The organism is Gordonia sp. (in: high G+C Gram-positive bacteria) (assembly GCF_049299075.1).
GTDB lineage: Bacteria > Actinomycetota > Actinomycetes > Mycobacteriales > Mycobacteriaceae > Gordonia.
This window is the reverse complement of sequence record NZ_JBAQWU010000194.1, coordinates 1-12,746: the sequence shown is the minus strand read 5'-3', so window position 1 is coordinate 12,746 and position 12,746 is coordinate 1. Positions and strand designations below refer to the sequence as shown.

11 protein-coding genes are annotated in these 12,746 nt (G+C 67.5%); 9 read left to right on the top strand and 2 right to left on the bottom strand.

The features are described 5' to 3' along the window. Positions 1-1,090, top strand: a 1,090-nt coding sequence (locus WAW85_RS06320) for an oxygenase MpaB family protein (RefSeq protein WP_422558782.1), incomplete at its 5' end; no start/stop codon positions are given. An 18-nt stretch (positions 1,091-1,108) separates the two neighbouring features. On the opposite strand, the gene WAW85_RS06315 is transcribed toward WAW85_RS06320, so the two are convergent. After that, a complete protein-coding gene (locus WAW85_RS06315; protein ID WP_422558781.1) occupies positions 1,109-1,864 on the bottom strand; it encodes an SDR family oxidoreductase in 756 nt (251 codons plus the stop codon). Between the two features lie 74 nt (positions 1,865-1,938). Between WAW85_RS06315 and glmU the strand changes: the two genes are divergently transcribed. Together glmU and WAW85_RS06305 are read left to right on the top strand one after the other, a co-directional pair. Then, on the top strand, positions 1,939-3,423 hold the full coding sequence (gene glmU, locus WAW85_RS06310) for a bifunctional UDP-N-acetylglucosamine diphosphorylase/glucosamine-1-phosphate N-acetyltransferase GlmU (RefSeq protein WP_422558780.1): 1,485 nt from the start codon (positions 1,939-1,941) through the stop codon (positions 3,421-3,423). Further along, positions 3,420-4,397, top strand: a complete 978-nt coding sequence (locus WAW85_RS06305) for a ribose-phosphate diphosphokinase (protein ID WP_422558779.1) — start codon at positions 3,420-3,422, stop codon at positions 4,395-4,397. Before glmU ends, WAW85_RS06305 begins: the two co-directional genes overlap by 4 nt. A 27-nt stretch (positions 4,398-4,424) precedes the next feature. Here the strand turns inward: WAW85_RS06305 and WAW85_RS06300 are convergent, their stop codons facing one another. Beyond that, positions 4,425-4,874, bottom strand: coding sequence for a hypothetical protein (locus WAW85_RS06300; protein WP_422558778.1), 450 nt, complete (start codon positions 4,872-4,874; stop codon positions 4,425-4,427). 36 nt (positions 4,875-4,910) lie between these two features. Between WAW85_RS06300 and arsC the strand changes: the two genes are divergently transcribed. The 6 genes from arsC to WAW85_RS06270 form a co-directional block, all read left to right on the top strand. Beyond that, positions 4,911-5,252 carry an arsenate reductase (glutaredoxin) gene (gene arsC, locus WAW85_RS06295; RefSeq protein ID WP_422558777.1) on the top strand — a complete coding sequence of 114 codons (342 nt, stop codon included), beginning with the start codon at positions 4,911-4,913 and terminating at the stop codon, positions 5,250-5,252. Between the two features lie 140 nt (positions 5,253-5,392). Then, positions 5,393-5,998, top strand: coding sequence for a 50S ribosomal protein L25/general stress protein Ctc (locus WAW85_RS06290; protein WP_422558776.1), 606 nt, complete (start codon positions 5,393-5,395; stop codon positions 5,996-5,998). 8 nt (positions 5,999-6,006) lie between these two features. Next, positions 6,007-6,567: an aminoacyl-tRNA hydrolase gene (pth, locus tag WAW85_RS06285; RefSeq protein WP_422558783.1), complete on the top strand. Its 561-nt coding sequence runs from the start codon at positions 6,007-6,009 to the stop codon at positions 6,565-6,567. After that, the gene (locus WAW85_RS06280) at positions 6,561-8,222 is read left to right on the top strand and encodes an alpha/beta hydrolase (RefSeq protein WP_422558775.1); all 1,662 of its coding nucleotides are present in this window, start codon (positions 6,561-6,563) and stop codon (positions 8,220-8,222) included. Before pth ends, WAW85_RS06280 begins: the two co-directional genes overlap by 7 nt. Positions 8,223-8,312: 90 nt before the next feature. Beyond that, positions 8,313-10,907 (top strand): AAA family ATPase, encoded by a 2,595-nt coding sequence (locus tag WAW85_RS06275; RefSeq protein ID WP_422558774.1) that lies wholly within the window; start codon positions 8,313-8,315, stop codon positions 10,905-10,907. Positions 10,908-10,916: 9 nt separating this feature from the next. Continuing rightward, on the top strand, positions 10,917-12,746 hold a 1,830-nt coding region (locus WAW85_RS06270), incomplete at its 3' end, for a hypothetical protein (RefSeq protein WP_422558773.1).

Genomic DNA, 12,746 nt, shown 5'->3' with positions numbered 1-12,746 from the left:
CCCCCACACCGTATGGGACCCGGTGTGCGACGAGATCGTCGCCGATCTGGCCAAGAAGGGCGAGATTCCCAAGGTCAACCAGGTACTGCGAGGCTGGACGCAAAACGCGGCGCCGTTGCCAGCCGGGCTCCCCCGCGATCTGCGCGACTTCATCGAAGAGTCGCGCCGAATGCCGCGCTGGGCCGACCACCGAAAGCTCGCTGCGGCCACCAACTTCAACGCCAAACGCGGCACCTATCTGGGCGTCATCTACGGATTCGTCAGCGGCATGATGAGCACCGTCATCCCGCGTGAAGCACGGGCCGTCTACTACTCCAAAGGCGGTCACGACCTCAAAGACCGCATCACCAAGACCGCCAAACTGGGCTACGACATCGGCACCGCCAATGCCTACGCCCCGCACGGCGAGATGGTCGTCACCGGCGTCAAAACCCGGCTGGCGCACTCCGGGGTCCGGTACCTGCTGCCGAAGTCACCGCACTGGGCTGGCGGCGCCGACACCCAGGAGAAATTGCCGATCAGTCAGGCCGACATGATGGTCACTTGGCACAGCCTGCCGACCAGCGCCATGCGTCAGTTCCGTAAGTGGGGCGTACCGGTCGATCCAGCCGAAGGCGAGGGCTTTCTGCACAGCTGGCAACTGGCCGGACACTTCCTCGGCATCGCCGACGAGTACCTCCCGGCAACCTGGTCGAGCGCCGAGTCGCAAGCCCGCCAGGTCCTCGACCCGATCCTCGCGCCCACCCCGGAAGGACAAAAACTAGCGAGTATGCTGCTCGATCTGGGGCACAACCTCGATCTGAGCATCTTGAGCCGCCCAGTCCTCGGTGCGATCACCCGGTTCATGCTCGGCGACGAGGTCGCCGCCTGGCTGAAGATCCCCCGCGAACCCGTGTGGTCCCCGCTGTTGGAGACAGCGTGGGGACCCTACGTTCTGGTGCGCGAGGGTTTGCTCCAGGTTGGCCTCCCCAAAGAGGCCTACTGGTTGTTCGACGAATTTCTGCGTCAGTTCGTGCTCTTGTACATGTCCGAGCTGCGGCTGCCGATCAACATCACGATCCCCACCTACAACAACCCGAACTACAAGTGACGAACGACAAGTGAACCGTCAGGCCTTCGGACCACCGGCAACGTAAAGCACCTGGCCACTGACATAGCGGGCGCGCTCGTCGACGAAGAACGACACCGCGTTGGCAATGTCGTCGGGCTGGCCGGCCAGTTTCACCGCGGTGTCGTCGGCGCATGCGGAGATGAAATCGTCGAACGGGACGCCGATACGCTCGGCCGTTTCCCGGGTCATGTCGGTCTCGATGAAGCCCGGGGCGATGGCGTTCGCGGTGACGCCGAAACGCCCCAGCTCCAGCGCAACAGTCTTGGTGAAACCCTGCAGTCCGGCTTTGGCCGCCGAATAGTTGACTTGACCGCGGTTACCCAACGCCGAGGTGCTCGACAGGTTGACCACCCGCCCCCATCCGGCGTCCAGCATGTTCCGCTGGCAGGCGCGCGTCATCAGGAAAGCACCGCGCAGGTGCACGGCCATGACAGTGTCCCAATCCGAGACGCTCATCTTGAACAGCAGGTTGTCGCGCAGCACGCCGGCGTTGTTCACCACGACGGTCGGGGCACCCAGCTCGGCGGTCACCTGATCGACGGCGGTGGCCACCGCATCCTCGTCGGAGACGTCGGCGCCGACGGCGATCGCGCGCCCGCCCGCCGCGATGATCTCGTCAACCACCGGACTGCAAGCCTGCGCTTCCAGGTCGAGGACGGCGACGGCGAGACCGTCGTCGGCGAGACGACGTGCGATGGCCGCGCCGATTCCGCGGGCCGCACCGGTGACAATGGCGACTTTCTGTGTGCTCATGACCAGAACCATACTTGGATTGCGTAGGATTTCACCCGCACGTTCTGACCACCTCAGCCCCGTGGAGTAATTGGATGACCGGACAGCCCAGCGGCCCGACCAGCGGGCCACTCGCCGTCATAGTTCTCGCGGCGGGGGCGGGCACCCGGATGAGGTCGAAAACACCCAAGATTCTGCATGAGATCGGCGGCCGCTCACTGGTCAGCCATGCGCTGCACGGCGCCGCAGGCGCGGCACCGGAACACCTCGTGGGAGTGGTCAGCCACGAACGCGAGCGCGTGACCGCCGAGATCGACCGCGTCGCACGACAACTGGGCCGCCCCGTCGCCATCGCCGTGCAGGCCGAGCCGCTGGGTACCGGCGACGCGGCGCGCGCTGGCCTGGGCGCCGTCCCCGACGACTTCACCGGCACCGTCCTGGTGACCGTCGCCGACGCCCCGCTGCTCGACGCAACGACCCTGGAAGCCTTGGTGGCCGCGCACACCGCGGCCCCGTCGGCCGCGGTCACCCTGACCAGCTTCACCGTCGACGACCCGACCGGCTACGGGCGCATCGAGCGCACCGACGGTGAGGTGACCGCGATCGTGGAACACAAGGACGCCACCGAAGTTCAGCGACAGATCACCGAGGTCAACGCCGGGATCTACGCCTTCGACGCCACCGTGCTGCGCACCGCACTGCGCGGTCTGTCCACCGACAACGCGCAGGGCGAGTTCTACCTGACCGACGTGGTGCAGATCGCCCGCAACGCTGGCCGCATCGTGCGCGCCCACGTCGTCGACGACCCGGTGGTCGTGGCTGGCTGCAACGACCGCGCCCAGCTCGCCGAGCTCGCCCGCGCACTCAACCGCCGGGAAGTGCGACGCCACCAGCTGGCCGGTGTCACCGTCGTCGACCCGGCCACCACCTGGATCGACGTCGATGTGGTGATCGGCCAGGACGCGCGCCTCCTGCCGGGCACGCAGCTGCACGGTGCCACGGTGATCGGCCCCGACGCCGTGGTCGGGCCGGACTGCACGCTGACCGACGTCATCGTCGGTGAAGGTGCCGAGGTGATCCGCACTCACGGCAGCCAAGCGGTGATCGGCGCCGGGGCGACCGTCGGCCCCTTCGCCTACCTGCGCCCCGGCACGCGCCTGGGCGAGGCGGGCAAGATCGGCACCTTTGTGGAGACTAAGAACGCGCAGATCGGCGCCGGTAGCAAAGTGCCGCACCTGACCTACGTCGGTGACGCCGAGATCGGCGAGCACTCCAACATCGGTGCGTCGAGCGTCTTCGTCAACTACGACGGAGAGAATAAGCACCGCACGGTGATCGGCTCGCACTGCCGGACCGGCTCGGACAACATGTTTGTCGCGCCGCTGACCATCGGCGACGGCGTGTACACCGGTGCCGGCTCGGTGATCCGCGAGGATGTCCCGGCGGGGGCGCTCGCCGTCTCGGCCGGGCCGCAGCGCAACATCGAGAACTGGGTGCTCACCAAACGCCCCACCAGCCGTGCCGCGCAGGCGGCCCGAACAGCCCAACAGCAGGCAGCCCAAGAGGAGAGCAAGTCATGAAGTGGACCACCGACGCCCGGAAAAACCTGATGCTCTTCTCCGGGCGCGCCCACCCCGAACTAGCCGAGGCCGTCGCCACGGAAATCGGCGTCAAAATGACGCCGCAGACCGCGCGAGACTTCGCCAATGGGGAAATCTTCGTGCGCTTCGAAGAGTCGGTCCGCGGCTCGGATGCCTTTGTGCTGCAGTCCATGCCCGATCCCACCAACAAGTGGATCATGGAAATGCTCATCATGATCGACGCACTCAAGCGCGGCTCGGCCAAACGCATCACCGCGGTGCTGCCGTTCTACCCGTACGCCCGACAGGACAAGAAGCACCGGGGCCGGGAGCCGATTTCGGCCCGCCTGATCGCCGACCTCCTCAAGACCGCGGGCGCCGACCGCATCATCACCGTCGACCTGCACACCGACCAGATCCAGGGCTTCTTCGACGGTCCCGTCGACCACATGCATGCTCAAGGCCAGCTGGCCGAGTACGTGCGGGAGAACTACGGCACTGACAACATCTGCGTGGTGTCCCCGGACGCCGGTCGCGTGAAGGTCGGCGAGAAGTGGGCCGACGCGCTCGACGGTGCGCCGATGGCCTTTGTGCATAAGACCCGCGACCCCGATGTCGCCAACCAGATCGTCGCCAACCGGGTCGTCGGTGACGTGGCCGGCAAGACCTGCGTGCTGATCGACGACATGATCGACACCGGCGGCACCATCGCCGGCGCGGTGAAGGTTCTCAAGGAGGCCGGGGCGGGCGACGTCATCATCGCCACCACCCACGGCGTGTTCTCCGATCCGGCCACCGAACGCCTCGCGACCTGCGGCGCCAAAGAAGTGATCGCGACCGATACGCTGCCGATCGGCCCGGAGAAGCACTTCGACACGCTGACGATTCTGTCGATCGCACCGCTGCTCGCCCAGACCATCAGCGAGGTCTTCGAGAACGGCTCGGTGACGAGCCTGTTTGACGGAAACGCCTGATCATCCAGTAGCCGAGTCCCGCAAGAATCAGCACACCGCCGAGGATGCGGCCCGCAATCGCTGCGCCGACTCGATCGGCGCGATGGGCGCCCCCGCGAAGTGCAGGGTGTCGGCCGTGACGTTGAGGTTGCCGCAGAGATCGGCCGACCAGACACCGTCGCTGCCGCGCAGCACCAGGATCCGCTCGATACCCAACTCCGGATCCACTCCGCAGGCCGCCGACGTGAAGGGCGAGAACACCGTGATCCGTTGCGGCACAGCCTGTTTGTAGCTGCGGACCACGTCGACCTCATAGCGCACGTCCGCCCCGGACTGACTGGCCGAGACCGGTGTTCCGATCACGATGAGCGAGGCCTGCTGCACCACGGATTCGGGGGCGAGTGCGGCGCAACTGCACGCGCAAGCGGGGCCCGGCCCGACGAACACCGAACCCAGCCACGCCACTGTGGCCACCGCCACGCCCAGCACCCAGCGCATACCGGCCACCGTACCGGCGACGGTACGGTTACTAGCGTGGACGCAACGATCTATCACAATCCCCGCTGCTCAACCTCGCGCAAGACGCTGGACAAACTGCGCGCCGCCGGGGTCGAACCGACGGTCGTCAAGTACCTCGACACCGGCTGGACGCGCGAGCAGTTGGCGGAGCTCATCGCCGCCGCCGGCCTCACCCCGAGTCGCGCCGTCCGCCGCCGCGAGCAGCTGTACAAGGACCTCAATCTGGATAAGGCCACCGACGACGAGATCCTCGACGCGATGGTCCACCACCCCGTGCTCGTCGAGCGCCCCTTCGTCGTCACCGACAAGGGCGCCCGCCTGGCCCGCCCCGTCGACAACGTCGACGAGATCCTGTAGCCGACGATCCCGCCGCCCATGATAAAGTGGCTGCCGTTGTCTCGGCGAGGGTGAATAGATCACCGTTATCGGCGCGATTCGAGTGGTTGTCCGTCTCGGCCGTCGCCTGCCGCGAAACCACCGAAACGAGGAGAACCGAAATGTCGACGCAAACCCCTAAGCTGCAAACCACCGACCGCACTGACACCGGCAAGGGCGCCGCCCGCCGTGCCCGCCGCGATGGCCTGGTCCCGGCCGTGCTGTACGGCCACGGCGCCGACCCGAAGCATCTGCTGCTGCCGAAGCTCGAGCTGGCCGCCATCCTGCGCGCCAACGGCACCAACGCCATCATCGACCTAGAGCTCGGCGGCCAGAGCCAGCTCGCGCTGACCAAGCAGGTCGACGTGCACCCGATCCGCAACTACATCGAGCACCTCGACCTGCTGATCGTCAAGCGCGGCGAGAAGGTCACCGTTGAGGTCCCGCTCCTGATCGAGGGCGAGCCCGCCCCCGGTGGTCTGCTCATCCAGGATGCCAACTCCCTGCTGATCGAGGCCGAGGCCCTGCACATCCCGGAAAACATCGTCGTCTCCGCCGAGGGCCTGGCCGCCGGCACCAACGTCGTCGCTGGCGACCTGGAGCTCCCGAAGGGCGCCACCCTGGTCTCGGCCGACGACACCCTGGTGATCTCCATCTCCGAGGCCAAGTCCACCGAGTCCGATTCCGACGATGCTGCTGCCGCGTCCGCCGAGGAAGCTGCGGAGTAATTCCCACCCTGATCGTCGGACTGGGCAACCCCGGTCCCGCTTACGAGAAGACCAGGCACAATATCGGCGCGATGGTCGCCGATGGCCTGGTCTTCTCGTCTGGCGAGAAGTTCACGGTGCATAAGAAGTCCGGCGCTGAGTTGGCGACCGTGCGGATCGGCGGCGAGCCCGTGCTGGTCGCCAAGGCCCGCGCCTACATGAACGTCACCGGGCGCCAGATCGGTCCGCTGGCGAAGTACTACGACATCGCGGCCGAGGACGTGATCGTGCTGCACGACGAGCTCGACATCGACTTCGGCCAGATCCGCCTCAAGCGCGGCGGCGGCGAAGGCGGCCACAACGGTCTGCGCTCGCTGACCCAGGCCCTCGGCTCCCGCGACTACCAGCGGGTGCGCCTGGGCATCGGCCGCCCGCCCGGGCGACAGGACCCGGCCGACTTCGTGCTCAAGCCGTTTCCGTCCGCTGACCGTGCCGAAACCGAGCTCTTGATCTCCAACGGGATCGATGCCACCGAGTTGCTGATCTCCCGCGGTCTGGACACCGCACAGAACGTCGTTCACGCGTGGTGAGGCTGCAGCGCGCGTGGCGGCATTACCGGTTGCGGATCTCGTTCACCGGGATGGTGCTCGCGTCGATCCTTGGTGCACTGTCGCTGAGTCCGTCGCTGCTGCCCCGCGGGCCGTTGTTTCAGGGCATCGTTACCGGCGGCTCAGCCGCGCTCGGCTACGGGGTGGGCGTGTTCGGCGCGTGGCTCGCTCGCTTCATGGTGAGCCGCAGCGACCCGTGGCCGCGGCGGCCACGCAGCTGGTGGATCACGCTGGCGGTCGCCGCCCCGGCCATGCTGATCGGAATGACGATCGGCTTCGCCATCTGGCAGCGGGAGCTGCGCGCAATGATGGACGTCGAACTCTTGCCGCCGAGCGCATATCCGTTGATGTTCTTCCTATCGTTCCTCTTCTTTGCACTCTTCATGGCCGTCGGGCAGGGCTGGGGAGCAGCCGTCCGCGGCCTCAGCCGGTGGCTGGGCCGCTGGGTCCCGCCTCGCGTTGCCGCTGTCACAGGTGGGCTGCTGATCGTGGCGGTGACGATCTTCGCCATCAATGGCGTGGTGGTCGACCGAACGATGGGGGCGGTCCGCTCCGCGTTCCAGAGCATCAACGACGAGTACGAGCCGACCGAAACCCCCACGCAGTCGATGTTTCGTTCCGGGGGGCCCAACTCGGCAATCCGCTGGTCCGAACTCGGTATGTACGGCCGCAACTTCGTCGCCTACGCACCCACTGTCGACCAACTGACCGAGTTCACGGGTACACCCGCGATGGAGCCGATCCGCGCCTACGCGGGCCTCTACACCGGGACGAGTATCGAAGCGGACGCCGAGTTTGCCGCCGCCGAACTCGCACGCCTCGGCGGACTGCAGCGCGAGGTCGTCGGCGTGGCTACCTCCACCGGCCGCGGTTGGGTTAACGAAGTGACCATGAGTTCGCTGGACTACATGTACAACGGCGACACGGCGATGGTCTCCATGCAGTACTCGACGCTGCCCAGTTTCATCTCCTTTCTGGTCGACCAAGACCGCGCGCGCCGCGCCGGGCTCGCCCTGTTCGAGGCCGTTGACCGGCGGGTGAAGCTGCTGCCCGCGGAGGATCGGCCGAAGCTCGTGGTCTTCGGCGAGTCGCTGGGCACCTTCGGTAGCGAGAGTGCGTTCGGGTCGATCGGTTCGATGGTGTCGCGCACCGATGGCGCCCTCTTTTCCGGCCCGACGTTCGGCAATACGATCTGGAGTGACCTGACCGAGAACCGGGATCCCGATTCACCCATCTGGCGACCGGTGTACCGCAACGGCGAGCACGTCCGTTTCGGCGCCGGACCGGAAGACTTCGCCCACCCGAACGCGCCCTGGAACAGCCCGCGCATCATCTACGTCCAGCATCCTTCCGATCCGGTCACCTGGTTCTCGCCGCGGCTCCTGTTCCAAAAGCCGGACTGGCTGAGTGGTCAACGCGGCCCGGACGTGCTGCCAGCCATGCGCTGGATCCCGATCGTCAGCTTCCTTCAGGTGGCTGCCGACCTGTCCGTGGCCGGCGATGTCTCCGACGGACACGGCCACGTCTACATCGAGGCGATCCCCTACGCCTGGCAGCGGATCCTGCAGCCCGAAGGCTGGACCGACGAGCAGAGCCGCCGGTTGGGTGCCACCCTGCAGTCGCACACCGACGGCTGAGATACCGATGAAATTCGGGTAGTCAATTACCTGTCTCTCCCGCCCGGATGGGTGCTGTGATTGACCGACGGGGGTGTCGAAGGGGGCAGCATGCGGTTGCGGTCGAGCCATGAGCAGGCATTTGCCCACCCGACCACCCGGGGTGGACCTTTTGTCGGTAGAGGCGCCGAAGTGGACCGAATCCGACGTGCCCTGCACCGCGGCGATACGCCGATCGTGGTCCTCACCGGCGCCGCCGGGATCGGCAAGACACAGCTTGCCCGCGTGCTCGCCAACGAGACCGCCGAACGGCTGCCCACCTTTTGGACGCAAGCCGATCCCGCGGGCCAGGAGGTTCCCTTTGGAATCTTCGAGCAGTGGGCCTCGGGATCAACACCCGATCCCCTACTCCGCTTCTCCGAGCTCTACCGGGTCTTCGCCGACGCCGCACCCCATTGTCTGCTGGTGGTCGACGACGCCAACCATGCCGACGAGCTGTCCCTCTTTCTACTGCATCAGATCGCCACCGAGGGCCGCGTCCGCCTACTCCTGACCCTGCGATCGGGCGAGCTGGTGCCAGCGACACTGGCCGAGATCCTGGCAATCGACCGGGTAGAGCGCATCGAACTCCCCACACTCACCGTCGCGGAGGCCGGTGACCTGCTCAGCGGAAACACCGCCCGACCGGTCGACGACGCTCATGTCCAACGGCTCTGGGAGCGCACCGGCGGCAATCCGCTATTTTTGACCGCGCTGGCCGCCGCCGACGATCCCGGGCACTTGCCCACCGACCTGACCGCAGCCGTGGAGTCGCTGTTGCACCGCTTCGACCGGGAAGGTTTGCGCCCGCTGATCGACCTCCTGGCCGAGATCGAAGCGCTGCCGCTCAGCGCGCTGACCCGATTGATCGAGGCAGCGGTGGTCGAGACCGCCGAACAGCGGGAGCTGATATCCATCACACCCGGCGGCGACTGGACCGTGCGGCTGGCACATCCGCTGTACGGGGAGGTGCGGCGCGCCGACCAGACCGCCCACGATCGCCGGATACTGCGGGGCACCGTCGTGCGCACGCTGGGAGACGACCCGCGCGTCGTGACCGATTTCGCCAGCACAATTCGGATGGCTCTGCTCGCCCTCGATTGCGGTGCCGCCGAGAACCGAGACCGAGTTCTGCTGCGTGGTGCGGGGGCGGCGCTCAGCGTCCTGAACACCGATCTAGCGGTGACGTTGAGCGAGCAGATCGGCACGGGACCACTCAAGGCCCAGGCGAAGGTGGTTCACGGATATGCGCTCGCCGCGTTCGGCGACGGCGCGGGAGCCGAGGACGCTTTCACCGCGGCCGCCCAGACGTCCGCCGATCCTGCGCTCCTCGAAACGATCGCCCTGATGCGCGCCAATGGCGCGTTCTGGGCGGGCAACGACCCCGAGCCACTGACCCGGCTGTCGACCGACGCGGCGATGAGCCCGGAGACTCGCACGGCGATGGGTGCCTTTGTCGCTGCCCTCGCCGGTGACCCAAGGCACGCTCTGACCTTGCAGCGACACGATCCGGTCGGGTCGGACTCGGCGGGGCAGATCGCCCCGCACAGTTTCAACAGTCTGATGGCGGCGGCGGCGCGGATCGTCGCACTCGGGGAGGTCGGTGATCCCACGGCGCTCACCGGGGCGGTGGAGGCTGGCTTCCGCCTCTTCCCTGGTTCGGTACTCGCCGCCTCCCAACAGGCCATGCTCGGCACCTCGATGGTCTTCGCCTTGGCAACCTGCGGTGAAGTCGCGGCGACCCAGGCGGTCACGGACCGGCTCGTCGCGCAGCTGAACACCTTTCCGGGAATCTCCCAACACTGGCTGGCCGGCCTGCGGAGCGCGTGTGCGCTGGCCAGCGGCCATGTCACCGCGGCGGCGGCACAGTCCCGGGCAGCGCTGGACGGCTTCGCCAGCGTCGGCGCACCAGGGTTCATGTGGCACCCGTTTGCCCTCGTCTGCGCCGAGGCGAGTGCGCAGGCCGGGGACCGACGGACAACGCGCCTGCTCATCCGGCGCCTCGCCGACTCCGCACATTGCGGGTTCGACCACCTGGAAAGTCGCCGGCTGCTGCTCGACGCCTGGTGTGCCGCCCTTCGCGATCAGCCCGCCGAGATCCTGCAGGCACGGCAGGGGGCCGTGGCCGCTGCCGAACTGGCCCGCACGCGCGCCCAGTCGGCACTCGAGGTCCACTGCTTGTGGACAGCCGTCCGGTTCGGCGCCGACGCCGCCGATCGTCTCGCGGCCCTGGCCGCCGAACTTCCCGGTCTGCCACGGGCCCAACTCGCCGCGCAGCACGCCCAACAGTGGGTCGCCGGCGATGCAGGAGCGCTACTCGGAACCGCCGACCGGTACCGCAATGCCGGAGACATCGCGGCCTGCGTCGACACCCTGGCCCAGGCCGCAACATGTCAAGCGCAGGGTGGTCACCGATGCGAAGCCGTACAGACACTCCAGCGCGCACATGAGCTCGCGCTGACCGTCGGTCTGGACACACCGGCGTTGCGGACAGCCGACCGCGCCTCCGGGCTGACTGGACGCCAGCGAGACATTGTGTCGATGGCGCACCGTGGGGCGAGCAACCGCGAGATCGCACAGGCCCTCTCCCTGTCAGCGCGGACCGTGGAAGGCCATTTATACCGGGCATCGCAGATCATCGGCGGATCAATCCGCCGCGGACCATAATCTGCTGTTATGGGGTCGATCTGGCCGTGGAGCGGACGGGGTGCGCACGCCTCCCGAGTCCGCCGCGCCTTGCGCTGCGACGAAATCGGCGCGGTCATCGTGGTCGGCAGGCCGGCGGCGGGCAAGACGAGGCTCGCTCGGGAGCTCACGGTCACCTCACCGAGTATCTGGGTGGCCGGGTGTCGCGCCGGGCACCAGGTGTCGCTCGGCGCCTTCGCGCGCTGGGTGGTCCCGGCGACGCAGCAGGTCCCCGCGCCGACGACCGCGGTTGCCGAATCCGTCCTGAACGGCACCCGGTTGCTCGTCGTCGACGATGCGCACCTGCTCGACGACGACTCCCTCGCGGTGGTCGCACAAGTCGTAGCCGATCCGAACTGCCGCTGCCTGCTGACCCTGACGAGCGGAACTCCCTGGCCTTCGTACCTCACTGACCTGACCGAACGAGCCGACGTCGAGGTCATCGAGCTGGCCGATTTGTCACGAGAGGAAACGGCCGAACTCCTCGGCGCACGACTCGGCGGACCCATCGATTCCGGGACCGTCGGCCAGTTCTTTCAGTTGACGCACGGCACCCCCGGATACCTGGTGTCCGTCGGGGATCAGGCAATCGCCACCGGTTCCCTGCGGCAGCGTTTCGGCGTGTGGTCGGTGCGCGGTGACCTCGAGATACCGGCGCACCTGCCGGACATTTTGCGGGCCCAGCTGGCCACGGCCGGTCCGGACACGTCCGCCGTTGTCGACTACCTCACCGAGACCAGCTGCCTACCGGTTGATCGGCTGATTCGGCTCACCTCGCCGGAGGCACTAGCGGCCGCGGTCGCGCACGGACTCGTTCGGTCCCGCGGCGACCACGCCGAGCTTGCGCACCCGATGATCGCCGCGGTTCGCCGAGTCTCACCCGGGCTCGCCGTACGACGACGGCTCCGGGACGTCCTGACCCAGGAGCTGAGTCGATCCGATATCTCCGCCCGCAACCTCGACGTCGAGCTCGCCCTCGCCTCGCTCGCCTTCGACCATCCGGGCTTCCCAGACCGTGACTTCGTCCTTGCCCGCGGCGCCGACGCCGCCGTGCGTGCCCTGGACTACCCCCGGGCGCTCCGCTACTGCTGCGCCGTGAGCCCGGGCCCTTTCCGTATCGCCGCACTGTTGACTGAGGGCTACCTGCACTCCCTGCGCAGCGAGTCCGTCGAAGCCGAAACCAAGCTGTGCCAAGTCCAAGCCGCATGCGACAACGGGGCTGTCACCGAGGTCGCCACGCTGCTCCGAGTCTACAACCAGGTGGTCGCGGGTGATCTCGGCTGCGCCGAGGTGATCATCGGCGACGCCGGCGATGGACTTCACTCGACCTCCCGCTCTGCCGTCACCGGTTTCCTCTCGGCCGCCCGCGGCTTCGCCCCGCAGGCCCGCGACCTACTCACCCCCATCGCTGATCGTGCAGAGATGACCGAACTGGCCCGCATGTACGTCACCATGGGCACGGTGATCGCGGCGGGCGACCTCGGCCGTCCCGACGAGATCAGCAAGGCCGTTGCGCGGGGTGACGCCCAAGCCGACCGCTGGCGGATGGCCGCATATCAACGGGTGACGCTCTGCTGCTTCGAGATCCACGCACGCCAGTTGATCGGCGACGTCGCCGGCGCCCAACGCGCCGCACAGCAGATCGACCGCCTCGTTCCGGCACTTGCGGGTCCCGGTCAGTACTGGCTGGCGGCGATCGCCGCGGCCGCCACCTCCGCGGCCGCCGATTGTCGTTCGGCGGCGGCCTTGCTGCAATCGGCACTCGCTGGGCTCGATGCCCACGATAGCCCCGAGTTCATCTGGTTTCCGTTCGTCGTGGAC

Coding starts and splice junctions, on each gene's coding strand:
- WAW85_RS06315 (WP_422558781.1), bottom strand. CDS start 1,864: ATGAGCACACAGAAAGTCGCCATTGTCACCGGTGCGGCCCGCGGAATC.
- glmU (WP_422558780.1), top strand. CDS start 1,939: ATGACCGGACAGCCCAGCGGCCCGACCAGCGGGCCACTCGCCGTCATA.
- WAW85_RS06305 (WP_422558779.1), top strand. CDS start 3,420: ATGAAGTGGACCACCGACGCCCGGAAAAACCTGATGCTCTTCTCCGGG.
- WAW85_RS06300 (WP_422558778.1), bottom strand. CDS start 4,874: ATGCGCTGGGTGCTGGGCGTGGCGGTGGCCACAGTGGCGTGGCTGGGT.
- WAW85_RS06290 (WP_422558776.1), top strand. CDS start 5,393: ATGTCGACGCAAACCCCTAAGCTGCAAACCACCGACCGCACTGACACC.
- WAW85_RS06275 (WP_422558774.1), top strand. CDS start 8,313: ATGCGGTTGCGGTCGAGCCATGAGCAGGCATTTGCCCACCCGACCACC.